Source organism: Achromobacter sp. Root83 (assembly GCF_001428845.1).
GTDB lineage: Bacteria > Pseudomonadota > Gammaproteobacteria > Burkholderiales > Burkholderiaceae_B > Achromobacter.
The window spans coordinates 234,859-260,351 of record NZ_LMIU01000025.1 but is presented as its reverse complement, the minus strand read 5'-3'; the positions used below and the strand labels follow the sequence as shown (position 1 = coordinate 260,351).

22 protein-coding genes are annotated in these 25,493 nt (G+C 67.3%); 10 read left to right on the top strand and 12 right to left on the bottom strand.

The features are described from left to right. Positions 1 to 2: 2 nt before the first annotated feature. The 4 genes from leuS to ASE30_RS24275 all read right to left on the bottom strand — a co-directional run bounded on the left by leuS (position 3) and on the right by ASE30_RS24275 (position 5,140). Positions 3 to 2,660, bottom strand: coding sequence for a leucine--tRNA ligase (gene leuS / locus ASE30_RS24290; protein ID WP_057286834.1), 2,658 nt, complete (start codon positions 2,658 to 2,660; stop codon positions 3 to 5). Between the two features lie 86 nt (positions 2,661 to 2,746). Then, positions 2,747 to 3,967: an MFS transporter gene (locus ASE30_RS24285; RefSeq protein ID WP_057286833.1), complete on the bottom strand. Its 1,221-nt coding sequence runs from the start codon at positions 3,965 to 3,967 to the stop codon at positions 2,747 to 2,749. 46 nt (positions 3,968 to 4,013) lie between these two features. After that, complete coding sequence (locus ASE30_RS24280; protein ID WP_057286832.1) at positions 4,014 to 4,526, bottom strand: MarR family winged helix-turn-helix transcriptional regulator; 513 nt, start codon at positions 4,524 to 4,526, stop codon at positions 4,014 to 4,016. 155 nt (positions 4,527 to 4,681) lie between these two features. After that, positions 4,682 to 5,140: an HU family DNA-binding protein gene (locus ASE30_RS24275; protein WP_057286831.1), complete on the bottom strand. Its 459-nt coding sequence runs from the start codon at positions 5,138 to 5,140 to the stop codon at positions 4,682 to 4,684. Positions 5,141 to 5,492: 352 nt separating this feature from the next. Here ASE30_RS24275 and ASE30_RS24270 point away from each other — a divergent pair, with 352 nt between their 5' ends. The 3 genes from ASE30_RS24270 (at position 5,493) to ASE30_RS24260 (ending at position 9,179) form a co-directional block, all read left to right on the top strand. Then, a complete protein-coding gene (locus ASE30_RS24270; protein ID WP_082601731.1) occupies positions 5,493 to 6,653 on the top strand; it encodes a D-alanyl-D-alanine carboxypeptidase family protein in 1,161 nt (386 codons plus the stop codon). 24 nt (positions 6,654 to 6,677) lie between these two features. Then, complete coding sequence (locus ASE30_RS24265; RefSeq protein WP_057286830.1) at positions 6,678 to 7,226, top strand: hemerythrin domain-containing protein; 549 nt, start codon at positions 6,678 to 6,680, stop codon at positions 7,224 to 7,226. Positions 7,227 to 7,409: 183 nt separating this feature from the next. Continuing rightward, a complete protein-coding gene (locus tag ASE30_RS24260; protein WP_057286829.1) occupies positions 7,410 to 9,179 on the top strand; it encodes a SulP family inorganic anion transporter in 1,770 nt (589 codons plus the stop codon). Between the two features lie 25 nt (positions 9,180 to 9,204). On the opposite strand, the gene ASE30_RS24255 is transcribed toward ASE30_RS24260, so the two are convergent. From ASE30_RS24255 to ASE30_RS24230, 6 genes are all read right to left on the bottom strand, one after another. Further along, positions 9,205 to 9,972, bottom strand: a complete 768-nt coding sequence (locus ASE30_RS24255) for an ABC transporter ATP-binding protein (protein WP_057286828.1) — start codon at positions 9,970 to 9,972, stop codon at positions 9,205 to 9,207. Further along, positions 9,969 to 11,846: an ABC transporter permease gene (locus tag ASE30_RS24250; protein WP_057286827.1), complete on the bottom strand. Its 1,878-nt coding sequence runs from the start codon at positions 11,844 to 11,846 to the stop codon at positions 9,969 to 9,971. The genes ASE30_RS24255 and ASE30_RS24250 overlap by 4 nt, the downstream gene beginning before the upstream one ends. Beyond that, entirely contained in the window at positions 11,846 to 13,075 is a 1,230-nt protein-coding gene (locus tag ASE30_RS24245) for an ABC transporter substrate-binding protein (protein ID WP_057286826.1), read from the bottom strand. Before ASE30_RS24245 ends, ASE30_RS24250 begins: the two co-directional genes overlap by 1 nt. A 211-nt stretch (positions 13,076 to 13,286) precedes the next feature. Next, positions 13,287 to 13,454 (bottom strand): 50S ribosomal protein L33, encoded by a 168-nt coding sequence (rpmG, locus tag ASE30_RS24240; RefSeq protein ID WP_003810296.1) that lies wholly within the window; start codon positions 13,452 to 13,454, stop codon positions 13,287 to 13,289. 37 nt (positions 13,455 to 13,491) lie between these two features. Continuing rightward, the gene (rpmB, locus tag ASE30_RS24235; RefSeq protein WP_050447723.1) at positions 13,492 to 13,728 is read right to left on the bottom strand and encodes a 50S ribosomal protein L28; all 237 of its coding nucleotides are present in this window, start codon (positions 13,726 to 13,728) and stop codon (positions 13,492 to 13,494) included. Between the two features lie 298 nt (positions 13,729 to 14,026). Beyond that, positions 14,027 to 15,175 carry a Bcr/CflA family multidrug efflux MFS transporter gene (locus tag ASE30_RS24230; protein WP_057286825.1) on the bottom strand — a complete coding sequence of 383 codons (1,149 nt, stop codon included), beginning with the start codon at positions 15,173 to 15,175 and terminating at the stop codon, positions 14,027 to 14,029. A 208-nt stretch (positions 15,176 to 15,383) separates the two neighbouring features. Here ASE30_RS24230 and ASE30_RS24225 point away from each other — a divergent pair, with 208 nt between their 5' ends. Both ASE30_RS24225 and ASE30_RS24220 read left to right on the top strand, forming a co-directional pair. Further along, a complete protein-coding gene (locus ASE30_RS24225; protein ID WP_082601717.1) occupies positions 15,384 to 16,652 on the top strand; it encodes a class I SAM-dependent methyltransferase in 1,269 nt (422 codons plus the stop codon). Between the two features lie 240 nt (positions 16,653 to 16,892). After that, on the top strand, positions 16,893 to 17,918 hold the full coding sequence (locus ASE30_RS24220) for an ABC transporter substrate-binding protein (protein ID WP_057286824.1): 1,026 nt from the start codon (positions 16,893 to 16,895) through the stop codon (positions 17,916 to 17,918). Positions 17,919 to 17,996: 78 nt separating this feature from the next. Here the strand turns inward: ASE30_RS24220 and ASE30_RS24215 are convergent, their stop codons facing one another. Continuing rightward, entirely contained in the window at positions 17,997 to 19,169 is a 1,173-nt protein-coding gene (locus ASE30_RS24215) for a CaiB/BaiF CoA-transferase family protein (protein WP_255367056.1), read from the bottom strand. Between the two features lie 5 nt (positions 19,170 to 19,174). Beyond that, entirely contained in the window at positions 19,175 to 20,494 is a 1,320-nt protein-coding gene (locus tag ASE30_RS24210) for an acyl-CoA thioester hydrolase/BAAT C-terminal domain-containing protein (RefSeq protein ID WP_057286823.1), read from the bottom strand. 229 nt (positions 20,495 to 20,723) lie between these two features. Here ASE30_RS24210 and ASE30_RS24205 point away from each other — a divergent pair, with 229 nt between their 5' ends. The 5 genes from ASE30_RS24205 (at position 20,724) to ASE30_RS24185 (ending at position 25,440) form a co-directional block, all read left to right on the top strand. Then, positions 20,724 to 21,530 carry an ABC transporter ATP-binding protein gene (locus tag ASE30_RS24205; RefSeq protein ID WP_082601716.1) on the top strand — a complete coding sequence of 269 codons (807 nt, stop codon included), beginning with the start codon at positions 20,724 to 20,726 and terminating at the stop codon, positions 21,528 to 21,530. A 4-nt stretch (positions 21,531 to 21,534) separates the two neighbouring features. Continuing rightward, positions 21,535 to 22,338, top strand: a complete 804-nt coding sequence (locus ASE30_RS24200) for an ABC transporter permease (RefSeq protein ID WP_082601715.1) — start codon at positions 21,535 to 21,537, stop codon at positions 22,336 to 22,338. Positions 22,339 to 22,389: 51 nt separating this feature from the next. Further along, positions 22,390 to 23,394, top strand: coding sequence for a zinc-binding dehydrogenase (locus ASE30_RS24195; RefSeq protein ID WP_200964482.1), 1,005 nt, complete (start codon positions 22,390 to 22,392; stop codon positions 23,392 to 23,394). 21 nt (positions 23,395 to 23,415) lie between these two features. Further along, positions 23,416 to 23,841 carry a PaaI family thioesterase gene (locus ASE30_RS24190; protein ID WP_057286820.1) on the top strand — a complete coding sequence of 142 codons (426 nt, stop codon included), beginning with the start codon at positions 23,416 to 23,418 and terminating at the stop codon, positions 23,839 to 23,841. A gap of 66 nt (positions 23,842 to 23,907) precedes the next feature. After that, positions 23,908 to 25,440 carry a class I adenylate-forming enzyme family protein gene (locus ASE30_RS24185; RefSeq protein WP_057286819.1) on the top strand — a complete coding sequence of 511 codons (1,533 nt, stop codon included), beginning with the start codon at positions 23,908 to 23,910 and terminating at the stop codon, positions 25,438 to 25,440. The last annotated feature ends 53 nt before the right edge of the window (positions 25,441 to 25,493 follow it).

Sequence of the window (25,493 nt, the reverse complement as noted above, 5' to 3'; positions counted from 1 at the left end):
CATCAGCCTACGACGTTGACCAGTTTGCCCGGCACCACGATGACGCGCTTGGGCGGACGGCCTTCCAGGAAACGGGTGACCTCTTCCTGGCTGGCGGCGAGCGCCTCGATGTCTTCCTTGGCGGCCTTGGCGGCCACGCGGATGGAGCCGCGCAACTTGCCGTTGACCTGAAGCATCAGCTCGATTTCGTCGGCGACCAGCGCGGCCTCGTCCACGTGCGGCCACGGCGCGTCGAGCAGATCGCCCAGTTCCTTGGCGTAACCGAGGTCCTGCCACAGGTGCCAGGTGATGTGCGGGACGACCGGGTACAGCACGCGCAGCAGCACGCCCAGCGTCTCGGCGTATGCCGCGTCGGCGGGGGCGCCTTCGGGCAGCTTGGCGTCGTCGATGGCGTTCAGCATCTTCATGCAGGCGGACACGACGGTGTTGTACTGGATGCGCTGGTAGTCGTAGTCGGCCTGCTTCAGCAGCGAGTAGACCTCGCGGCGCAGGTCCTTGACGGCGGCCGGGGCTTGCGTCCAGTCGGCGCCGTGGGCCAGGCCGCGCGCCACTGCGTCGCGTTGCGCGTAGCTGATCGACCAGAGGCGGCGCAGGAAGCGGTTGGAGCCTTCGACGCCGGAATCGGACCACTCGAGCGTCTGCTCGGGCGGGCTGGCGAACATGACGAACAGGCGGGCCGTGTCGGCGCCGAGCGTATCGATCAGCGATTGCGGATCCACGCCGTTGTTCTTGGACTTGGACATCGTGCCCACGCCGCCATAGACGATGGCGGAGCCGTCCGACTTCAGCTTGGCGCCGACGATGGCGCCGCGGTCGTCGTAGACGTTGTCGACGTCTTCGGGCCAGAAGTACTCGATGCCGCCCTGGGCGGTCTTGCGCGAATAGATGTGGTTCAGCACCATGCCCTGGCACAGCAGCTTGGTGAAGGGCTCGTCGAAGTTCAGCAGGCCCATGTCGCGCATGACCTTGGTCCAGAAACGCGCATACAGCAGGTGCAGCACGGCGTGCTCGATGCCGCCGATGTACTGGTCCATCGGCATCCAGTAGTCATTGCGCGCATCGACCATGGCGGTGTCGTTGCCAGGCGAGGTGTAGCGCATGAAGTACCAGGACGAGTCCACGAAGGTGTCCATCGTGTCCGTTTCGCGGCGCGCGGGCTTGCCGCACTTCGGGCAGGCGCAGGACAGGAAGGCTTCGTTCTTGGCTAGCGGGTTGCCGCTGCCGTCGGGGATCAGGTCATCGGGCAGGACCACGGGCAGGTCTTTTTCCGGCACCGGGACGGGGCCGCAATCCGCGCAGTGGATGATGGGGATGGGGGTGCCCCAGTAGCGCTGGCGCGAGATGCCCCAGTCGCGCAGGCGCCAGGTGGTCTGCTTTTCGCCCAGGCCTTGCGCGCCGAGATCCACGGCGATGGCGTCCACGGCTTCCTTGTAGGCCAGGCCGTCGTACTTGCCGGAGTTGATGGTGCGGCCCGACTGCTTGTCGCCGTACCATTCCTGCCAGGCGCCGGTGGAGTATTCCTTGCCCGCCACGTCCACGACCTGAACGATGGGAAGGCTGTATTTCTTGGCGAAGGCGAAATCGCGCTCGTCGTGCGCCGGCACGCCCATGACGGCGCCGTCGCCGTAGGTCATGAGCACGTAGTTGCCGACCCAGACCTCGACCTCGGCGCCCGTGACCGGGTGCGTGACGAACAGGCCGGTGGGCATGCCTTCTTTTTCGCGCGTGGCCATTTCGGCCTCGGTCGTGCCGCCCAGCTTGCACTGTTCAATGAACGCGGCCAGTTGCGGATTGGCGCGCGCGGCATGCGTGGCCAGGGGGTGTTCCGGCGCCACGGCGCAGAAGGTCACGCCCATGATCGTGTCGGCGCGGGTCGTGAAGACGTACAGCTTGCCGTCCTGGATCAACTGGCCATCCGGGCCGGCGATCTTGTGCGGGAAGGCAAAGCGCAGGCCTTCGGACTTGCCGATCCAGTTTTCCTGCATCAGGCGCACGCGTTCCGGCCAGCCGGGCAGATCGTTCTGCACGGCGCCGAGCAGCTCGTCGGCGTAGTCGGTGATGCGCAGGTAGTAGCCGGGGATCTCGCGCTTTTCGACGAGCGCGCCCGAGCGCCAGCCGCGTCCGTCGATGACCTGTTCGTTGGCCAGCACGGTCTGGTCCACCGGATCCCAGTTGACGACCTGGGTCTTGCGGTAGGCCACGCCCTTTTCGAGCATCTTCAGGAACAGCCACTGGTTCCACTTGTAGTACTGCGGATCGCAGGCGCACATTTCGCGCGACCAGTCGATCGCGAGCCCCATCGCCTTCATCTGCTTCTTCATGTAGGCGATGTTGTCGTACGTCCACTTGGCGGGCGGCACCTTGGACTTGATGGCGGCGTTTTCCGCCGGCATGCCGAAGGCGTCCCAGCCCATGGGCATCAGTACGTTGTAGCCGCGCATGCGCAGCTGGCGGGCCATCATGTCATTGATGGTGTAGTTGCGCACGTGGCCCATGTGCAGCTTGCCGCTGGGATAGGGCAGCATGGAGCAGGCGTAGAACTTGGGCTTTTCGGAGCCGTCGGGGTTCGTGGCGTGTTCGTGGACCAGATAGACGTCCCGGGCCTGCCAGTCTTGGTGGGCGGCCGCTTCGACGGTAGTGGGGAGGTAGCGTTCCTGCATGGGCTCGTGCGCGGTGGCGAAAAGGGGTGAGCCGCCCCATCGCGCCGGGGCGCGGAGACGGTCAAAACCCCTGATTATAGGAGGTGCTAGGCGCGGGCAGGGGGAGAGGCCGTTTCGGGGATGCGCGCGCTTGACGCCAGGGCGCCATAAGCCAGCGTGACGGCTCCCAGGACGGCGCCCGCGGTGACCACGCCGGGCCAGCCAAAATGGGCGTACAGCCAGGACGATACCAGCGAACCGGACGCTCCGCCGATGAAGTAGCAGGTCACGTAGCCCGCGGTCAGGCGGCTGCGGGCTTCGGGCCGCAGGCGGTAGATGGCGCTGGTGTTGGTGACATGCACGCCCTGGATCGCCAGATCCTGTACCAGGATGCCGGCCAGCAGGGCGATGACCGAGGCCTGGCCGAAGGCCATGAGGCCCCAGGACCCCAGGAGCAGCAGCAAGCCGACGCGGGTAGCCAGGTTGCCCAGGCCGCGGTCGGCAAGCCGTCCGAAGCGATTGGCGGCATAGGCGCCCGCGGCGCCCGCCAGGCCGAACAGGCCGATGGTCGTGTTGCTGTATTGGTAGGGCGGGCTGGCCAGCAGGAAGGTGAGCGGCGTCCACAGCATGCTGAAGGCGGCGAACAGCAGGCCGCCCAGCAGGGAACGGGCGCGGAACAGGGGTTCTTCGATGAACATGCGCAGGATCGAGCCCAGCAGGCGGGGGTAGCTCATCGACGTGGGGCTCTGGTAGCGGGGCAGCACGCGCCACAGCGCCGCGGACATGGCCAGCATCAGAATGGCGGCCACCCAATACACCGTGCGCCAGCTTCCCACGTCCGCCAGCGCTCCGGCAACCGTCCGGGCCAGCAGGATGCCCAGCAGCAGTCCGCTCATGACCGTGCCGACGGCCTTGCCCCGCTCATGCGGCGCGGCCAGCGTGGCGGCGAACGGCACCAGGATCTGGGCCACGACGGACAGCATGCCGGTCAGGGCGGTGCCGACGATCAGGGCGGCGATGTTGGTGGCGAAGGCGGAAATCAGCAATCCGCCGGCCGCCAGCAGGTTCATCACGACGATCAGGCGGCGGCGCTCGAACATGTCGCCCAAGGGCACCAGCAGCATCAGCCCCACCGCGTAGCTCAACTGCGCGGTGGTGACGATGGCGCCCGCCGCGGCGTTCGACAGGGCGAACTGTTCGCCGATGGTGTGCAGCAAGGGCTGTGCATAGTAATTGCTGGCGACGGCCAGGCCGGTGGCCACGGACATCAGCAGGATGATCGGCGCGCTCAGCGCCGGTGGGGGAGTGGCTTGTGATGCGGAGTTCATGAGTCCGAGGCGAAAGAGGGCGGAGCCGGAATGGGAAGTGGGGGCGTCAGGCGCCGACGCTGCCCGGGGTTTCCTGGTCCTGCTTGATCAGGAGCTTCTTCAGCAAACCCGCCAATTGCCGGCGCTCGGCGGCGGCCAGCGGTTCCAGCAGTTCGTTCAGGTCCTTCATATAGTCCTTCAACACCAGCTTGATGGTGCGCAGGCCCGTCGGGGTGAGCGACACGATGATGCCGCGCCGGTCGTCGGGGTTGGGGTTGCGCACGATCAGGCCCGCCTGTTCAAGCCGGTCCAGGCGGTTGGTCATCGCGCCGGATGTCAGCAACAGGGCTTCGACCAGCTTCTGCGGATTCATCGCGTGGGGGGCGCCGGTCCGGTACAGCGTGGCCAGCACGTCGAATTCGCCCTGGTGCAGATTGTGGCGGCGAAAACTCCGGTTCACGTTGCGGGCGGCGAACGCGTTCAAGCGGAACACGCGGGTGACCACCGACATGGCGGCGAAGTCCTGGCCGGGACATTCCTTGTTCCACTGCGAAATCGCTTGATCGACGAGGTCATTCATAAGGGCGGAATTATATTTCTACGTGAAGTTTCTTTACGTGAAGATAAATTCTAGCAGCGAGCGCGGCCGCGCGCAAAGCGCCGCGCAAAAAAGAAGGGCCCGCCTCTATTCGAGGCGGGCCCTTCCCGGCTTGACCGGATACTGCGCGGCAAGAATTACTGCGCGGCGTCCTTCAGCTTCTTGAGCGGGCGAACCTTCACCTTGACCGAAGCCGGCTTGGCGGGGAACCAACGCTCTTCGCCCGTGAAGGGATCCTTGCCGAAGCGCTTGGCCTTGGCGGGAACCTTTTGCACGGCGACCTTGAACAGGCCGGGCAGCGTGAATTCGCCAGCGCCCTTCTTGTCCACGGAACCCAGCACCGAGGTTTCCAGGCTGGTCAGGACGGCCTTGACCGACTTGGCTTCGACGCCGGATTGCTCAACGATGTAGGCGATGAGCTGGGTCTTGTTCAGAGCAGCCTTGATGGCCTTGGGTGCAGCAGCGACCTTCTTGGCGGCGACGACCTTCTTTGCCGCGGGTTTCACAGCGGGTTTGGCGGCGGTTGCCTTCTTTGCGGGCGCCTTGACGGCGGGCTTGGTGACTTTCTTGGCAGGAGCTTTTGCTTTCGTGGCCATGGTCAAAATCCGTATGTTGAGGACATGGAGCAGCGCGCGCCGGGTATCGGCGTTTGACGCTACGCGCCCGATGATAGCGGAAGAGCGGCGCTTAATGCGCCTTTCTAGCGGGTATTTAGCCACTGTTTGTTGTTTTCGACGCAGAAAAGTGCTTTGTAGAAGGGCTATTGCAAGATGTCGTGACAATCGCGGGGGGTTATGCGGGAAATTCGCGCCTGGTGAACCTATGGCGCCCAGCGTGTTCCAATTGCGGGCGGCGCGCGCAGGCGGCATCGCGCCGCAGTGCCTGGATTCAAGCGTTCGCGCTTGGGTCCGCCATCAGAAAAAACCATGCATGGAAGTAAGCAGCTATATGTTGATGAAGAAGTTGGCGGCGAGCCTGCTCGTGGCGACCGCGTGTATTTCCGGCGCCATGGCGCAAACGATGCCCGCGCCTGCGCTGTCGGCCAAGGCCTGGCTCTTGCTGGACGAGACCAGCGGGCAGGTCATTGCGTCGCACGCGGCCACGACCCGGATCGAGCCGGCATCCCTGACCAAGATCATGACGGCCTACGTCGTATTCGAGGCCCTGAACAAGAAGGAGCTATCCCCCAGCCAGTTGGTCACGGTCTCGACGCGGGCCTGGAAGGTGCCGGCGGGCAGTTCGAAAATGTTCCTGGAGCCCGGATCGAAGGTGACGGTGGACGATCTGTTGCGCGGCCTGATGATCCAGTCCGGCAATGACGCGGCCATCGCGCTGGCCGAGGCCGTGTCCGGCAGCGTCGAGGCCTTCGTGGCGCGGATGAACGACACGGCCGCCCGGCTGGGCCTGCATGCCACGCGTTTCGCCAGCCCGCATGGCCTGCCGGATCCGGACACGTATTCCACGGCGAGCGACCTGTCCATTCTGGCCGCGCGCTTCATTCGGGACTATCCGCAGCTCTACAAGACCTACGATTCCGCCAAGCAATTCACTTTCAACAAGATTACCCAGCCCAACCGCAATCGCCTGCTGTGGCTGGACCCCAGCGTGGACGGCTTGAAGACCGGCCATACGGAATCGGCCGGGTATTGCATCGTCGCCACGGCGCACCGGCCCAATGGCGCCGACCAGCGCCGGCTGATCACGGTGGTGGTGGGCACGGCGTCGGACAAGCTGCGCACGCAGGAAAGCCGAGAGTTGCTGGAGTGGGGCTTCCAGGGGTTCAATACCATCAAGCTGTATGCGCGCGGACAGGCCGTTGCCACGCCCGAGGTCTGGAAGGGCCAGCGCGACAGCCTGAAGGCGGGTTTCGCGCGGGACGCCTATGTGACGGTGCCCGCGGGGGCCAAGGTCGAATCCGTCTGGGCGCCGCAAGCGCCTCTGGTGGCGCCGATCGCGACCCAGTCCACGGTGGGCGCGCTGCGCGTGCTGGTGGACGGCAAGCCGGCCATGCAGTTCCCCGTCGTGGCGCTGGAACCGGTGGCCGAGGCGGGATTCGCGGGGCGCGCATGGGATTCCATCCGCCTGTGGTGGCGGGGTTCCGAGGGATAACACAAGCACTGACGGAGGCATGCGATGGCAGTAAGCTTTCCTGGAGGTCCGGCGCCGGCGCCGGGGGCGGACGATCCGCTGGCGCTGCTGTCGGCCTGCCACGGGCGGATCTCGCGCCAATGCGCCACCTTGGCGCGCCTGGCCGCGCACCTGCCTGGGCGCGGCAGCGACGCGACGGCGCAAACCGCCGCCGCCAGCGTCCGCCGGTATTTCGACACGGCGGCCGCCCATCATCATGAAGACGAAGAAGAAGACCTGTTCCCGGCCTTGATCGAGGCCATGGCCGGGTCCGACGCCGTCTGCCTGCACGCGCTGGTGGACGGGCTGATGGCGGACCATCGGCGCCTGGCCGGGCTGTGGGGGCCGCTGCGCCAGACGCTGTCCGAGATCGCCGAGGGGCGTCCGGCGGACCTGCCGCCGCAGCAGGTGCAGGCGTTCACCGAGGCCTATGCCGCGCACATCCAGCGCGAGGAAGACGAGCTGCTGCCCATGGCGGCGCGCTTGATTTCCGACGCTGCGCTGGCCGCCATCGGCCAGGCCATGAAGGCGCGTCGCGGCGGCGAGGCCGGCTGAACCGGAGGCGATCCGCGCCGCCGGGCGCGCGTTGCGCGCGTCCGTGCGAGCGATTACGCTAGATGCCCTTGCCCTGTTCCGGCGTAAGCCCGGCGGGGAAGAAAATCCGGCCGCGCTTTCGCGATGCTCGGACAGGCTCGAGAGCCGTTGGCCAAGGAATAGAAAAGGATGATGCAGGGGGGGATGAACGTTGCGCGCCGGCTGTTCGGCTCGTGGGTGGACGAGGTCAGCAGGCTGACCCTGCGCGCCGATCTGGTCGCGGGCCTGCTGGGCGCCTTGCTGGTGCTGCCGCAGGGCGTGGCATTTGCCACGCTGGCGGGGCTGCCGCCCGAGTACGGCCTGTATTCCGCCATCGTTCCCTGTATTGTCGCCGCCTTGTTCGGCTCCAGCCGCCATGTGATGTCCGGCCCGACCAACGCCAATTCGCTGGCGCTGTTCGCGGTGCTGGCCCCATTGGCGGCGGCCGGCAGTCCCGCCTATATCCAGCTTGCGCTGGCCGTGACGGTGATGGTTGGCGTGATGCAATGGCTGGTCGGCACCTTGCGGCTCGGGTCGCTCGCGCATTTCATATCGCCATCGGCATTGTTTGGCTTCACCAGCGGAGCGGCCTTGCTGATCGCCGTGCATGCGCTGAAGGACGCCCTGGGCCTGCCGTCGCCGGCGTCGCACGGCGCGGGCGCCTTGCTGGCAAGCCTGGCCACGCACATCGGGCAAGTGCATCCCGGCGCCTTGCTGGTGGCGCTTGTGACCCTGGGCGCCGCCTTGCTGGTGCGTAGGCTGGACAAGCGCAAGCCTTATATGTTGGCGGGACTCGCGGCCGGCGCGCTGGCCGCCGCGGCGTTCAATGCGCTGATGGAAACGCGCGGCGGGACGCCGGTGCCGGTGCTGGGCGCGCTGGCCCAGCCATGGCCGCCGTTTCATGTGCCTAGCATCGACTGGCGCGCGCTGCCTGACCTGTTGAGCCTGGCGTTCGCGCTGACCATCGTGGCCCTGGCGCAGTCCATTTCCATCGCCAAGGCCGTGGCCTCGCGCTCGGGCCAGCGCATCGACGCGAACCGCGAATTCGTGGGGCAGGGGCTCTCCAATATCGTCGGCGGTTTTTTTTCCTGCTACCTGTCCTGCGGGTCGCTGAACCGGTCGATTCCAAACTACGAAGCCGGCGCGAAGACGCCGCTGGCGTCCGTGTTCTCGGCGGTATTGCTGGTGGTGCTGGTGGCCGTTTCGGCCCCCTTGCTGGCAATGATCCCGCACGCGGCAATTTCTGGTCTGCTGCTGCTGGTGGCCTGGACACTGCTGGACATTCCACGCTGGCGGCATTTGATCCGCACGCAGCCGGGCGAATGCGCCATCGCCGGCGCGACCCTGGCGGCCACGATCACCATCCGCATGGAGGTGGCGATCCTGCTGGGCACGGTGTTGTCGCTGATGGTCTACCTGCACCGCACGTCGCGTCCCGCGATGCGGACGATGGGGTTCGATTCGCGCGGACTGGACCGTCGCTTCATCGTGCTGGAACATCAGCAGGACGCCTTGCCGGAATGTCCCCAGCTGAAGCTGCTGCGCATGGAAGGCTCGGTCTATTTCGGCGCGGCCGCGCACGTGGCGCAGCGCCTGCATGACCTGCGGGCGGCGCCGGGCGCGCCGCGCCATCTGCTGGTGATGGCGAAAAGCATGAACTTCATCGACCTGGCCGGCGCCCAGGTCTGGGACGACGAACTGACGGCCAGGCGCGCCATGGGCGGGGACCTGTACTTCCACCGGCCGCGGCCCGAGGTGCTGGACATGTGGCGCCGCACGGGGTTCCTGGATCGGCTGGGCGCGGACCATATCTTCCCGGACAAGGCGACGGCGCTGCACGCCATCTACGCCAAGCTGGACCGTGGGATCTGTGCGGGATGCCAGGCCAAGATCTTCTGGGAATGCCAGCCCGAGAGTCCGCAGCGCGACGGCTGATCCCACGCCCCGCCGCGCCTTGCGCTCAGGCGGACCGAGGCGCTTCGGTGCCCAGATAGGCGGCCTTGACGCGTTCGTCCGCCGCGATCGCCGCGGGCGTTCCTTCGGCCAGCAGGCTGCCCCGCACCAGCACGGCGATGCGGTCGGCGTGCTTGAAGACCACATCCAGGCTGTGCTCGGTGAACAGGACGGCGATGCGCTGCGTGTCCGCCAGTTGGCGGGTCAGGCGCATCAACGCATGGCGCTCGTTGGTGGCCATGCCGGCGGTCGGCTCGTCCATGAGCAAGAGTCGCGGCTGATGCGCCAGCGCCATCGCCAGCTCGACCCGCTTGACGTCGCCATAGGCGAGCGTGCCGCAGGCCTCGCCCGCCTTGTTGGCCATCTGCACCTGGGATAGCAGGGTCATGGCTTCGTCGGCGGCATGCCGGGCGGCGCGGCGCCAGGGGTTCAAGAGCAGCCGGTCGCGGGACAGCAAGGCCGTCTGCACGTTCTCGAGCACCGTCATGGAACGGAAGGTGGCGGCGGTCTGGAAGCTGCGGCCCACGCCCAGCCGGCAGATCTTGCCGGCCGACAGGCCGACCAGTTCGCGCCCGTCCAGACGGACGGATCCGGAGTCCGGGCGCAGTTGTCCGCCCAGCACGTTGAAGCAGGTGGACTTGCCGGCGCCGTTCGGCCCGATCAGGGCCAGCATGCGGCCGGCGTCGAGCGTGAAGGACACGTCGGCGAGCGCGTCGATGCCGCCGAACGATTTCCGCAGGTTGCTGACCTGCAGCAGCGGGGCGGCCTGGCTCATGCGGGTCTCCTGCGCAGGCGCGCGGCCGCGCCCGCCAGGCCTTCCGGGAAGGCCATGACCAGGGCCAGGATGGCCAGGCCGAGCACGGCATGCCAGTACTCGGTGCTGCGCGCGGCGGCGTCCTGCAGCCAGGTGTACGACGCCGCGCCGACGAGCGGTCCGGCCAGCGTCTGGATGCCGCCCAGCAGCACCATGACCAGGCCGTCGACCGAGCGGCTCACCGCCAGCACGTCGGGCGCGATGCTGCCCTTGGAAAACGCGTAGAGCGACCCGGCCAGGCCCGCGGCGAAGGACGCGGCGACAAAGCCTGCCCACTGCACGCGCCGCGTGTCCATGCCCAGCGCTTCGGCGCGCAAGGCGGAATCGCGCACGCCGCGCAACGCGTAGCCCAGCGGCGAGAATGCCAGGCGGCGCAGCCACCAGACCCCCGCCGCGCACAGTGCGAGCGTGACGTAGTAGAACCCGGGGCCTTGCGCCAGCCAGGCCGATGGCCACAGTCCGGTCAGGCCGTTGCTGCCGCCCGTGACATCGTCCCATTGATAGGTGAGTGCCCAGAGGATCTGCGCGACGGCCAGCGTGAGCATCGCCAGATACACGCCGGACAGGCGCACGCAGAACCAGCCGAACACCAGCGCGCCGAACGCGGCGGCAAAGGGGCCCAGCAGCAAGGCCGCTTCCATGGGCACGGCGGCCAGCTTCAGCAGCAGCGCGGCGCCATAGGCGCCCAGGCCGAACCACGCCGCATGGCCGAACGAGGTCATGCCGGCGATGCCGGTCAGGAAGTGGAGGCTGGCCGCAAACAGCGCGGCGATCAGGATCTCGGTCATCAGGATGCTGAGATAGGGCCAGTACAGGGTGGCGACCGGCACCAGGGCCAGCAGCGCCAGCAGCACGCCATAGGCCAGCCGCAGGCGGGGGCCGGCCGGAGCGATGGGGCGCTCGGGCATGCCCGCGTGCGAGCTCGGGGCGGGCGGCTTGCCCAGCAGGCCCCAGGGCCGCACCACCAGCACCACGGCCATCACCGCGAATTCGGCCAGCAGCGTCAGCTTGGACAGATTGAAGACCCAGGGGCCGATCTGCACCTGTCCCAGGAAGACGAACACGGCCTTGATGGAGCAGATGAGCAAGGCCGCCAGGAAGGCGCCCGGAATCGATCCCAGGCCGCCCACGACCACGACCACGAACGCGCTGGCGATGATTTCCAGGTCCAGCCCCAGCGTGGCCGGCACGCGCGGCGCAGCCAGCGCGCCGCCCAGGCCGGCCAGGAAGGCGCCCAGGGTAAAGGCGGAGGTGAACAGCCAGGCCTGGTTCACGCCCAGCGCGGCCAGCATCGTGCGGTTTTCCGCCGCCGCCCGCAGCAGCCTGCCCCAGCGCGTGCGCATCAGCAGGAGCCAGAGCAGGCCCAGGACGACCGGGCCCGCCGCGATCAGCAGGAGGTCATACTGGGGATAGCGGCGGCCCAGGATCTGGACGGCCCCCGAAAGGCCGGGGGCGCGGGCGGCAAAGAGATCTTCGGGGCCCCAGAGGGCCAGCGTGGCGTCGCCGATGATGAGCACCAGGGCAAACGTGGCGAGCAACTGGAACAGTTCGGGGGCGCGGTACAGGCGCTTGAGCACGAGCAGTTCGGCCGCGGCGCCGATCACGCCGGTGGTCAGCGCCGCCAGTAGCAGGCCGGCCCAGTAGCCGGCGCCATCGCCGAAGTAGCGGGTGAATGTCCAGGCCAGGTAAATGCCCAGCATGTAGAACGAGCCATGCGCGAAGTTGACGACGCGCGTCACGCCGAAAATCAGCGACAGGCCCGCGGCGACCAGAAACAGCGCGCTGGCGTCCGCGAGGCCGTTGAGCAGCTGCAGCAGCAGCCCGGAAACGCTCATCAGTGCGCCGGACGCATCTTGCGGACCTGTTCGTCGGGCGGCTGCAGCCGGGCGCCGTCTATATAGACGAAGTCCTTCATGATGCCTTTGCCGTCTTCCAGCGCGGTCACGCCCACGTACACGCCCATTGTCGATTGATGATCGATCTTGCGGTACTGGACGGGGCCGTAGGGGGTGTCGACCTTCAGCCCCGCAAAGGCGTCGACGAGCTTTTCCGTGTCCACGGAGCCGGCCGCCTTCAGGCCCTGGGCGATAGACATCAGCGACGCGTATCCGACCACCGATCCCACCTTGGGCGTTTCGTTGTAGCGCTTCTTGTAGGCCTCGACGAAAGTGTTGTTGGCCGGCGTGTCGATGGCGTACCAGGGGTAGCCCGTGACGATCCAGCCGGTGGGCGTATCGGCGCCCAGCGGCTCCAGGTATTCGGGTTCGCCCGACAATACAGACACCACTGCGCGGTTTTCAAACAGGCCGCGCGTGTTGCCTTCGCGCACAAAGCGGGTCAGGTCGGCGGCGAACAGCACGTTGAAGATGGCGTCCGGCTTGGCATCGGCCAAGGCCTGCACGACGGCGCCGGCATCCACCTTCCCCAGCGGAACGGCCTGCTCGGCCACGAACTCGACGTCGGACTGGAAGGACGTCATCATCGCCTTGAACGTGGCCACGGCGGACTGCCCGTATTCATAGTTGGGATAGACGATGGCCCAGCGCTTCTTGCGCAAGGCGAGCGCCTTGGGGGCGAGCGCCGCCACATGCATCCAGGTGGACGGGCGCAGGCGGTAGGTGTAGCGGTTGCCTTCCTGCCAGGTGATCTTGTCGGTAAGCGGTTCGGCAGCCAGGAAGAAGACCTCTTGCTGCTTGGCGAAGTCGGTCAGCGCCAGGCCGGTATTGGACAGAAAGCCGCCGAACAATAGCTCGACCTTTTCGCGCGCCAGCAGCTCCTGGGCGGCGCGCACTGCGTCGCCGGGGTTGCCGTTGTCGTCGCGTGAAACCACTTCAAGCTTCCTGCCGAGTACGCCGCCCGCGGCGTTGACCTCTTCCAGCGCGAGTTGCCAGCCCTTCTTGTAGGGGCCCAGAAAGGCGGGTATGGCCTTGTAGCTGTTGATCTCGCCGATGCGGATCGGCGGTTCCTTGTCTTTCGCGACGGCAGGAGCGGCAGGAGCCAGCGCCAGGGCCAGAAGTGCGGGCGCGAGTGCGCGGCGCATCAGGGTAAGGCAGGGACGGATCATGGCAGTATCGCAGGCTAAAGAGGAATCGGGCGTAGGCGCGCCCAGGGGGCGCCGCGGCTGGCGGCCTAATTGAAACATGCGCTTCCGCGATGCGGCAAATGGAATAGTTGCCCCGCCGCCCCACCCGGAAACGTTCTGATCCCCGCCCGCCGCCAATAAAAAAAGCCCTGCAATTTGCAGGGCCCTTTCGACGCGCGGGATACCGGCTGAATTACTTCAGCTTGGTTTCCTTGTAGTCCACGTGCTTGCGAGCGACCGGATCAAACTTCTTGATCAGCATCTTCTCGGGCATGTTGCGCTTGTTCTTGGTGGTCGTGTAGAAATGACCCGTGCCGGCAGTCGACTCGAGCTTGATCTTTTCGCGGATACCTTTGGCCATGTCGTGCTCCTAGTATGTAGATTGGCGGGGAGGCCGATTAGGCCATTTCGCCGCGGGCACGCATTTCGGCCAGCACGGCTTCGATGCCGTTCTTGTCGATCGTGCGGATGGCCTTGGCCGAGACGCGCAGGCGAACCCAGCGGTTTTCGCTTTCAACCCAGAACCGGCGCGATTGCAGGTTGGGCAGGAAGCGACGCTTGGTCTTGTTGTTCGCGTGCGAAACATTGTTGCCCACCATCGGGCCTTTGCCGGTCACTTGGCATACGCGTGCCATGGATGCACCTCTTAAGTGTCGTTCTTGCCGCGCATCGCTGTGTGGGGGTAGACAGGGTTTTAGCCGCCGGACTGTATGGGCTGCGCTGTGCGCTGCCTGGTCCGGCCACCCAGTCTTAGTGGATGAGGGGGGAGTGTTTCCGCCCCGTGCTTATACCCGCTGCCTGCCACCCGCTTCTTGACGCTACGCGGTTGGGGGTCAGAGTGCTGAACTACAAAGCATAGTAGACCAGCACGGGAAACTTCATGTGAAGACTTAGATTCTAATACGAAATTCGTAAGTAAATCAAGCGGGCAGGCTAGGCAGTGTGCGATTGCGCCACGCGGCCCGATATCCAGGACAGGCAGGCGCAGGCCGCCAGCGTGGTCGTCAGCGGCAGGGCGCTGTCGGTTTGCCAGGCGCTGACGGCGAACCCCGCCAGCGCGCCGCAGGACAGTTGAAGTGTCCCCAATAGCGCGGACGCCGCGCCCAGCCGCTTGCCCTGGTCCGACAGCGCGAGCGCCGCCGAGTTGGGGTTCACGAAGCCCTGGCTACCCATGTACCCGATCAGGCACAGCATCAGGAGCGGCAGCGTCATCCAGCCCGCAAGCGTCAGCGCCACGGCGGCCAGGCTGGCGCAGGCCAGCGACGTGAGGGCGTTGCGCTGGAGCTGGCGCGGCGTATAGGTGCGCAGCAGGCGGGCGCTGATCTGCGAACAGATGATGAGCGACAGCGCATTGGTGCCGAACAGCAGGCCGTAATACTGCGGCGGCACGCCGTAGAGTTCGATGAAGACACGCGGCGAACCGATGATGTAGGCGAACATGCCGGCCTGGCCGAAGCCCCCCGCCAGGCTGTGCGCCATGAAGCCCCGGTGCGCGAACAGGGCGCGGTAGTTGTGCAGGATGGTGCTCCAGCGCAACGGCACCACGCGTTCCGGCGCCAGCGATTCCTTCATGATCAGGGTGACCGCGACCATCAGCATCGCGCCGCCCGCCAGCATCACCCAGAACAGGCTGCGCCACGAGGTGATGGCCAGGAGCTGGCCGCCGGCCAAGGGCGCGAGGATGGGAGCAAGGCCCATGATGAGCATCAACAGCGACATCGCGCGCGCGGCTTCATGGGTTTCGTAGTGGTCGCGGATGACCGCGCGCGGGATGACGATGCCGGCCGCGCCGCCCATGGCTTGCACGACGCGCCAGCCGGTCAGCGCCTCGACCGAGCCCGACAGCGCGCAACCCAGCGAAGCCACCATGAACAGCGCCAGGCCGACCAGTAACGGCGGCTTGCGTCCAAAGCGGTCGGCCATGGGGCCGTAGAACACCTGCGCCATCGCCAGCCCGATCAGATAGGCCGCCAGCGTGCGCTCGACATCGCCGCGGGACACACCCAGGTTCGCCGCGATCGTGGGGAACGCGGGCAGGTACATGTCGATGGCGAACGGGCCGATGGCCGTCAGTGCGCCCATGAGAATGAGCCAACCGGGCAGGCCACTGCGGAAGGTTTGTGTTGGTGGGGGCATGTAGGTCGCGGTAAAACGCAGAGGCAGGGCGCGGGCGTGTGCAATTGCATGATTTGCGCCAAGCCAGCGACTTTATCATGGGCTGCCTTACTGGCAGATTGCAGGTGTTTTCCGATAGAGTTTTTGGTGTTCTCACGTATTTGGAGGAGCCGCCATGAATCCTTTGCTGTCTATTGTGGAACGCAAGCTTCAGGCGCTGCCGGTCCCCGTCCAGCTCGTGCTGCCCGATGGCGCCGTGCTCGGCCCCCCGGATCCCAGAGTCCGGTTCGTGACGCATGACAAGGCCGCGCTGGTCCATCTGGCCGAGGGCGCCGTGGGCGTGCTGGGACAGGACTATGTAGAGGGCCGCATCGATATCGAGGGCAGCATGCGCGACGTCATGGCGGTGGCGTCGGCGCTTTTGCCGGGGTCTCCAGTGGACGCCGCGCGCGGCGGCTGGCTGACCGATCTGGTGCGCAAGGTGATGTCGGTGTGGCGGCATTCGGCCGAGCGCGACGCCAGGCAGATCGAATTCCATTACGACCTGTCCGACGACTTCTACGGGCTGTGGCTGGACCCGCGCCGCGTCTATTCGTGCGCCTATTTCCGGACGCCCGGCATGACGCTGGCGCAGGCCCAGGAGGCCAAGCTGGACCACATCTGCCGCAAGCTGCGCTTGCGCGCCGGCGAACGCTTTCTGGATGTGGGGGCGGGGTGGGGCGGGCTGCTGCTGTGGGCCGCCGAGTGCTACGGCGTGGATGCCACCGGCATTACGCTGTCGCGCAACCAGCATGCGTACGTGACGAAGCTGATCCAGGAAAAGGGCCTGGGCGGCCGCGTGCGCATCGAACTGCTGGACTACCGCAAGCTGGACGAGTCCGCGCCCTTCGACAAGATCGCGTCCGTGGGCATGTTCGAGCATGTGGGCCGTGCCCAACTGAATGGCTATTTCGCCAAGCTGCGCCGGCTGCTCAAGCCGGGCGGGCTGATCATGAACCACGGCATCACCGCGGCCGGTGTGTACAACCCGGAGCTGGGCAACGGCATGGGCGAGTTCATCGAGAAGTACATCTTCCCGGGCGGCGAGCTCACGCATATCAGCGTGGTGATGGAAGCCCTGACCAACGGCGGGCTCGAGGACCTGGATCTGGAGAACCTGCGGCCGCATTACGCGCGCACCCTGTGGGCATGGAGCGATGGGCTCGAAGCCCGGCTGCCCGAGGCGGCACGGATACTGGGTGGAGAGCAGGGCGAGCGCTCGCTGCGCGCCTATCGGCTGTACCTGGCGGGTTGCGCGATGGCCTTCCAGCACGGCTGGATCGCGCTGCACCAGATTCTGGCCCAGCAGCCCGCGACCGGGCGCGGGGATGAACTGGACAATCCCGCCGACCCCTCCTACCCGTGGCGGCGGGACTATATGTACGAGGGCCGGGCGCCGGATTGATCGGGGCGTGGTTGCCACTGACCGGGCCGGGTGATTTGCAGATCCCCGGCCCGCCGTTGGCGAAGAGGCGGAAGCGCGGGCGACCGCGCACGCTGCGTGCGCGACTTCGCCGCGCTCGCGCCATGGATCCCGACGCTATTTGGATAGCAGAAATTGTTCGTTCCGCTTGTGGGTCCGCGATTGCTAGGATCGCCGGTCATCTTCCGTGCGAACCATCCGGCCCAAGGAGCCCGCCTTCCCATGTCTCTCCGACCTTTTCGCCCGCAACGCGCCGCCGCGGTTGCGGTGCTGCTTGCCATTGCGCTCGCGGCCGCTGCCGCCCCGGCCCATGCAGAGGGCTCGTTGCGCGTGGCGCAGCAGTTCGGCATTGCCTACCTGATCCTCGACGTGGTGAAAGACCAGAAGCTGGTCGAGAAGCACGGCAAGGAGGCCGGGCTGGACATCAAGGTGGAATGGGCGCAGATATCGGGCGCCTCGGCCATGAACGAGGCGCTGCTTGCCGGTGCGCTGGACATGGTGTCGGCGGGTGTGCCGCCCGCGCTGGTGCTGTGGGACCGCACGCGCGGCAAGCAGAACGTGAAGCTGGTGGCGGCGTTGGGCTCCTTGCCCAACTACCTGCTGAGCAATAACCCGGCCGTGAAGACGCTGGACGACTTTTCGGCCAAGGACCGCATCGCCGTACCCGCGGCCGGCGTGGGATTCCAATCGCGCACCCTGCAGATCGAGGCCGCCAAGCGCTACGGCAAGGACAACTTCAAGCGCTTCGACGATATCTCGATCAGCCTGCCGCACCCCGATGCCACCACGGCCTTGATCTCGGGCGGCCTGGAAGTGAACGCGCATTTCTCCAGCGCCCCGTTCTACTACCAGGCATTGGCACGCAACCCGGCGGTGCACAAGGTGATCAGCTCGTACGAGATCCTGGGCGGTCCGGCGACGTTCAATGTGCTCTACACCACCCAGAAATTCCACGACGCCAATCCCAAGACCTACAAGGCGTTCTACGCCGCGCTCGCCGAAGCGGCCGCGTGGATTCCGGCGCACAAAGAGGAAGCCGCCGCCATCTTCATCCGCCAGCAGAGCTCCAAGCTGCCGCCGGACTTCGTCAGAAAGATCATCGACGATCCCGAAAACCAGTTCACGGTGAGTCCGCAGCAGACGCAGGTGTATGCGGACAAGCTGCACGAAATCGGCGTGCTGCAGGCCAGGGCCGCTTCATGGAAGGAGTATTTCTTCGAAGCGGCCCACGCCAATCCGGGAAGCTGAAGGCACGGGATAAGGGCCCGGCCCCGGCGCGATCCGTTCAGAGGGGTCGCGCCGGCTCCCGAAGCCAGCGGGGGCGCGTCACGCGGTCTCGCCTGGGAACAGTCCCTGAGCCTGGACGCGTTCCAGCGTCGACGGGGACAGCCAGCGGCCCAATGCCGCAAGCGCGTGAACACCGCGCAGGGGCGGCGCGGGCGGGGCCGTGGGCGGCGCGGCGCTGCGGCTCAGGCGCGGCGCGGGCGCCGGTTGCGTGACGCCGGCGACCTCGATGAAGGTGCCGCGCGCGCGCAAGTGGGCATGGCCGGGGGCTTCCTCGAAGCTCAGCACCGGCGCGAAGCAGGCGTCCGTGCCGTCCAGGCGCGCGCTCCATTCGTCGCGCGGCCGGCTGGAGAAGGCTTGCGCCAGCCGCGCACGCAGATCGGGCCAGCGCTTGCGGTCGGCCTGCCAGCCCGCCAGGTCTTCCGGCAGTTCCAGCAAGGCCAGCAGCTTCCTGAAGAACCTGGATTCCAGCGGGCCCACCGAGACATAGCGCCCATCGCGGCAGGCGTAGACGTCGTAGAACGGCGCGCCCGAATCGATCAGATTGGCGCCGCGTTCCGGTTGCCACACGCCTGCCGCCGCCAGTCCGAAGAACGCCGTGGACAGCGACGCCACGCCGTCGACCATGGCCGCATCCACCACCTGCCCCCGGCCGCTGCGGGCGCGTTCGATCAAGGCGGCCAGAATGCCTAGGGCGAGATACAGCCCGCCGCCCGCGAAGTCGCCTAGCAGCGCCAAGGGGGGGGCCGGGGGCTGGCCCTGGCGGCCAATCGCGCCCAACGCGCCGGTGATCGCCAGATAGTTGATGTCGTGTCCGGCCGACTGGGCCAGAGGGCCGTCCTGGCCCCAACCCGTCACCCGGCCATAGACCAGGCGCGGATTGCGCGCCAGGCAGGGGCCGGGCCCCAGGCCCAGGCGTTCCATCACGCCGGGCCGGAAACCCTCGATCAGCGCGTCGGCGTTTTCGACCAGGTCCAGCACCAGGCTGACGGCCTCGGGCTGCTTCAGGTCCAGTTCTATGGACGTGCGGTTGCGCAGCAGCAGGTTGTATCGAAGCTCGCGCTGGATGCCCTGTTCGACCGGGTCGCGGCGCTGGATGCGCAGGACGGTCGCGCCCAGGTCGGCCAATAGCATCGCGGCCATCGGGGCCGGGCCGATGCCTTCGAGCTCGATGACTGTCAGCCCCGCCAGCGCACCGGTGTTGGCGCCATGCACGGCGGTCACGCGGCCGCCGGGACGCGCTGTGCGGCGGCGGCGCGCAGGAAGCGGCGCACGGCCGCCCACGAATCGATGTTCGCGCGGGCATTGGCGGCGGCGTCACCGCCGCCGGTCAGGACGATGCCCGACACGGCGTGCGCGCGCGAGAGCTCGGTGGTCGGCACCACCGGCACGTGCAGCGCGTGGCCGGCATGCGGATAGTCCAGGTGTTCCACGGCGTGAGGATGATCCGCCGCCTTCAGCGCCTGCGCGACCTCGCGCGCATATTGCGATGAAGGCCAGTAGCCGTCGTCGCCCGCCGACAGCAACAGCACCGGACCGGCGATGCGCTCGACCGGAATGCGCGCGCGCGCGACCGCCGCGGCGTCCCGGTGCGCCTGCACGAAGGCTTGGGCCTGGCGGCGCGGCTCGGGCAGGGTATCGACGAGGCTCCAGTCCTGCGCGGCGTTGTGTTCCCACACGTGCGGGACGGGCTTGCCGCCGTGCGTCCACGCCGGCTTGAAACGCCCTTCGCCGGGCTTGCCGGCATTGAGCACGCCGTGCACCACGGAACTGGGCACGTAGGCGATCACCGCCGATACGGCTTGCGGATACAGGCTGCCCAGCAGCAGCGCCAGCTCGCCGCCGCGCGAATGGCCGCTGACGGCGACGAAGCCGCCGGCGGGCTGCACCGCGCCGCGCAGCCACTGCAAGGCCTGGTCGAAGTATTCAAGCGGAATGCCGGACAGATGATCCGGCAGGCCCGGCGCGCCGAAATACCCCAGCGCCAGCGCGGCATAGCCGTGCGAAGCGTACAGGGCGGCGCGCGCTTCGTTGATGCCGCCGCCGGAGCCATTCAGCACCACGATGGCCGGATGCGGGCCTGGCGCGGCGGGCGTGTACAGCACGCCCGCCAGGCCGCGGTCGCGCACTTCCTGGCGCACGACGCCGTCCGCCGCGTAGTGCTGTTCGAAGCGGGCGATTGCGTGTTTGCCTTCGGCGTCGCTGGCGCACGCCAGGGTATGGATGGCGCCGGCCGGACCCTCGGGCGGTGGGACTTGCGACGCGTCGCCGTCGTCGGCCTGCGTAGGGGACTGGGACCAGATCGGCCCCAGGGCGTCGATGCCCGTGTAGGCCCCGGATTCCGGCGCTTGCCGTGAGACATCCACCGCGCCCTGGGCGTCGGCGACATAGACATTGCGGCTGCGCCAGACCTGTCCGTCCGCCTGCCGCGAGGTCAGTGTCAGGGCGACCCGGGAATGCGGACTGAACCCCGCGAGCGTGATGGCGCGGGGGACGTCGATCAAGGCGACGGCGGGGGAGACGGCGAGGGAAGCTGACATGCTGGGCGTATCCGATACAGGCGGTGAAAGCCCACGAACATAGGTGGGACCGGACGCGCCGCCAACGAAGGTTTTCGCATGGCGTTAGGCGTTTTCCACCTAAGGACCGGACGCAATTTGCAGATGGGAAATCGGTCGTTCCCATGCATGTGCCCGACGCATAAGCTGCAGGGCATGCTGTTTTTCCGCCGCAAGCAATGCGCGGACAGCATCGTCGAAAAAGCCATACATGACCGATCTGTCCGATATCCATCACACCCATCGCCTGCCGTCCGCACGCCAGCCCGCCTCCGCCGCCATTTCCCTGAGGCGCGTGTCCAAGCGCTACGCACGCCGCAACGATGCGCCCCTGCATGTGCTGGATGGAATCGACCTGGACATTCCGCACGGGCAGGTCGTGGCGGTCCTGGGCGCGTCGGGCTGCGGAAAGAGCACGCTGCTCAATCTGATCGCCGGACTGGCGCATCCGGACGAGGGCGCCATCCTGGTGGAAGGCGCCAGCACGGCGGCCTACGCGGACTGGCGCGCCGTCGGCTATCTGTTTCAGGACGACCGCCTGCTGCCCTGGAGAACCGCAAGAGACAACGTCTGCTTCGGCCTGGAGGCCGGCTCGCTGCCGCGCGCCGAGCGCCGCGCGAGCGCCAGGGAAGCGCTTGCGGCCGTGGGCCTCGCCGAATTCGAATCCGCCTATCCCCATGAGCTTTCCGGCGGCATGCGCAGCCGCGTGGCGCTGGCCCGCAGCCTGGTCAACCAGCCGCGCATCCTGCTGCTGGACGAACCGTTCTCCAAATTGGACCCCGGCACCCGCGCACAGATGCATGCGGAACTGCTGGCGATCCAGGCCAGCCGCGGCATGACCGTCGTGTTCGTGACGCATGACGTCGAAGAGGCGATCGTGCTGGCCGACCAGGTGGTGATCCTGCAGCCGCGGCCGGGCCGCATCCGCGAGATCGCGCCGGTGACGCTGGCGCGGCCGCGATCGCCGTCCATGCCCGAGGTCGCCGAGCTGATCCGTCAGCTTCGCGTGCTGGTGTAGCGTCATGAGCCAGTCGTTAGCTTCCGCCGGGCGCGCATCGCCCTGGCGCGTGATGGGCGGCAATGCCGGCCGCCGCCTGCTGTTGCTGGCATTGCTGCTGGCGGCATGGGCCTTCGCCGCGCGCGGCGTGCCGGCCTATATCCTGCCGGGTCCCGTGCGCGTGGCCGATGCGCTGGGAAGGCTGCTGGCCAGCGACACGTTCTGGCGCGACCTGGGCGTGACGTTCTGGCGCGTCATCGCCGGGTTCTCGCTGGCGGCCGTCGCCGGCACCGCGCTGGGGCTGCTGTTCGGCAGCCGCCGCAAGCTGGGCGAGTTCTTCGAACCCGTGCTTGCCGTCACCAACACGATCTCGTCGGCCATCTGGGCCATCTTCGCCATTATCTGGTTCGGCATTTCCAACGCCACGACCATCTTCGTGGTGTTCATGACCGCCCTGCCGCTGATCCTGACCAACGTCTGGCAGGGCGCCAGGTCGGTGCGGGCCGATCTGGTCGAACTGGCGCAGAGCTTCCGCATGTCTCCGCTGCGCATCCTGCGCAAGATCTATCTGCCCACCATCCTGCCCGATTTCTTCTCGGGCGCGCGGCTGGCCTTTGGCTTCGGCTGGCGCGTGTCGCTGGTCGCAGAAACCATCGGCGCCTCCAACGGCGTGGGCTACCGGCTGCGCCAGGCGGCCGATCTGGTGCAGACCGACCAGGTGTTCGCCTGGACGATCACGCTGGTCGGCCTGATGGTGCTGATCGAATTCTGCGTGCTCAAGCCGCTGGAAACGCATCTGTTCCGCTGGCGCCGCGCCGCGGCGGACTGACGCCCGCAACCCCCTTTTTTCACTCACGGATCCATACGTATGTCCCAAACCATGAAGGCGCTCGTGCTCAACGCGCACGGCGGCCTGGACCAATTGTCGGTCGTCCATGACAAGCCTGTGCCGCAGGCGATTCCCGGCCATGTCGTGGTGCGCGTGCGCGCCTCGTCCTTTAACTATCACGATGTCTTCACGGTGCAGGGCATGCCGGGCATCAAGGTGCCGCTGCCCGTGGTGATCGGCCTGGACCTGGCGGGCGATATCGCCGAGGTCGGCGCGGACGTAGAGGGCTGGAAGGCGGGCGATCGCGTGCTGGTCAATCCCTTGAACCGCGAGAAGGGGTTGATGGGCGAAATGCTGGACGGCGGCATGGCGCAGTACTGCCTGGTGTCGGCCGCGCAACTGATTCCCCTGCCGGCCAACGTTACGTATGAACAGGCCGCGGCTTTGCCCGTGGCCTACGGCACCGCGCACCGCATGCTGGTCACGCACCGCACGGTGCGGGCCGGCGACAAGGTCCTGATCCTGGGCGCAAGCGGCGGCGTGGGCACGGCCAGCGTCATCCTGGCCAAGCGCCTGGGCGCCGAAGTGATTGCCTGCGCCAGCGGCGCGGACAAGCTGGCCCGGCTGCGCGAGATCGGCGCCGACCACGTCGTCGACTACCGCGAGACCGACTTCTCCAAATGGGCCATCCAGAAGTATGGAAAGCCGCAACGGCGCGGCACGGAGGGCGGCGTTGACGTGGTGGTGAACTTCACCGGTGGAGACACCTGGGTGCCGTCGCTGCGCTGCATCCGGCGAGGCGGCACGCTGCTGACCTGCGGCGCGACGGCCGGCTACGACCCCAAGGAAGACCTCCGCTACATCTGGAGCTTCGAGCTGACCGTCAAGGGATCCAACAGCTTCTACGACGAGGACCTGCGCGCCTTGCTGGACCTGATCGACCGGGGCGAGATCGCGCCGCTGATCGATCGCGTCGTGCCGCTGGAAGAGGCGGCCGAAGGCCTTGCCGCCATCCGCGACCGCAAGGTCATCGGAAAGATCGTCGTTGCTCCCTGAACCCCATCCGGAAACCCGAACATGCCTGAACAGAATTTGCCCGCCGCCGCCGACATCCAGGCGCGGCTGTTGCGCAGCCCCTACCACCAGTGGCTGGGCCTGAAGGTCCTTTCGGTCGGAGAAGGCGAGATCGTGCTTCAAGCCGCCTGGCGCGAAGAATGGGCCGTCAATCCCGACAATCCATACACGCATGGCGGCATTCTTGCCGCGCTGATCGACCTGACCGCCGATTGGGCGCTGGTGTCCTACACGGGGCGCGGCGTGCCGACGGTGGACCTGCGCGTGGACTATCACCGTCCGGCGATCCAGGGCGATCTGACCATCCGCGGCAAGGTGGTCAAGGCCGGCAAGCAATTGTCCGTGGCCGAGGCGCGCATCGAGGATGCGCAGGGCGTGCTGCTGGCCAGCGGGCGCGGCGTCTATCTGACCTCGCCGCCCAAGGCCTAGGGGCGGGCCAGGCGCGGCGGTCCGCCGCGCGCGTGCCTTGCCTGAACACCTTACTGGAATTTTTTCATGAGCACCGATTCCGCCACCCATCCCTACAACCTGGGCGATCTTGCTCCGCCGGACGTCGACCGGGACGCGCTGGCCGTCATCGCGCTGGACGAGGACCTGAACGAGACGCGCCTGACGTTCGGCGAGCTTGCCAGCCTGGCCGACGCCGTTGCGCGCGGACTGCTGCGCCGCGGCTTGCAGCGCGGGGACCGGGTCGCCGTGCTGGCGGCCAACAGCGCGCAGTTCCTGGCCGTGCTGCTGGGGGCGCAGCGCGCCGGCCTGGTGGTGGTGCCGGTGAACCACAAGTTTCCGCGCGCCCTGTCCGACTTCGTCATCCAGGATAGCGGCGCCCGGCTGGTGTTCTGCGACGCCGCCCGGCGCGAACAGGCGCCGCGGGATCTGCCCGTGGTGCAATTCGGCGGGCAAGGGGAAACAGGCTTCGACGCCTTGCTGGACCCGGGGCCGTTTCAGGCCATCAGGCCGGCGCCCGACGAAGCCGCGTTTTTCCTGTACACGTCCGGATCCACCGGCAAGCCCAAGGGCGTGGTGCTGTCGCATCGCAGCCATCTCTGGGTGGTGCGCACCCGTCTGGCCGGACTGAGCCTGGCGGGCGAGCGTTACCTGATCGCCGCGCCCATGTATCACATGAACGCGCTGGCGCTGTGCCAGCTTGCGCTGGCCGGGCAGGCGGCCATCGTGCTGCTGCCGCAGTTCAAGGCGCGGCCCTACATTGAGGCGATCGCGCGCTATCGGCCCACCTGGCTCACGTCCGTGCCGCCCATGATGGCGATGGTGCTGCGCGAACAGGATCTGCTGGCCAGCGCGGACCTGAGCAGCGTGCAGGTCGTGCGGATGGGATCGGCGCCTGTCAGCGAGGCCCTGCAGGCCGCCATCCGCCGCGCATTGCCGCAGGCGCGCGTGATCAATTCCTACGGCACCACCGAGGCCGGCCCCGTGACGTTCGGTCCGCATCCGGACGGGCTGGCGCAGCCCGACATGTCCATCGGACATGCCCATCCCCAGGTGCAGGTGCGGCTGGTGGATGCGCAGGGCAGGGAAGGCGACCAGGGCGTGCTGCAGGTGAAAAGCCCCGGCATCATGCTGGGCTATCACAACCGGCCCGACATCCGCGCCGCCATCACGGCCGACGGCTATTACGTCACCGGCGATGTGCTCCGCCGCGACGCGCAGGGCTTCTATTACTTCGTCGGCCGCGACGACGACATGTTCGTATCGGGCGGCGAAAACATCTTTCCCGGCGAAGTCGAGAAGGTGCTGGAGACGCTTGCCGGCGTGCAGCAGGCCTGCGTGGTGCCGGTGCCGGACGACATCAAGGGCCACAAGCCGGTGGCGTTCGTCGTGCCGGCCGCCGCCGGCAACCTGACGGAAGACGCCGTCAAGCAGCATGCGCTGGCGCACGCGCCGGCCTATCAGCATCCGCGCCGGGTCTGGTTCCTGGACGCGCTGCCGCTCGCCTCCACCAACAAGGTCGACCGCAATCTGCTCAAGCAGCAGGCGCTGGAAGCGCTGCGCCAGGCCGCGGCGACCTGACGGCCGTTTCCCGCATACCGAACTCAACCTGACCGATCACCAACGGATTTCCT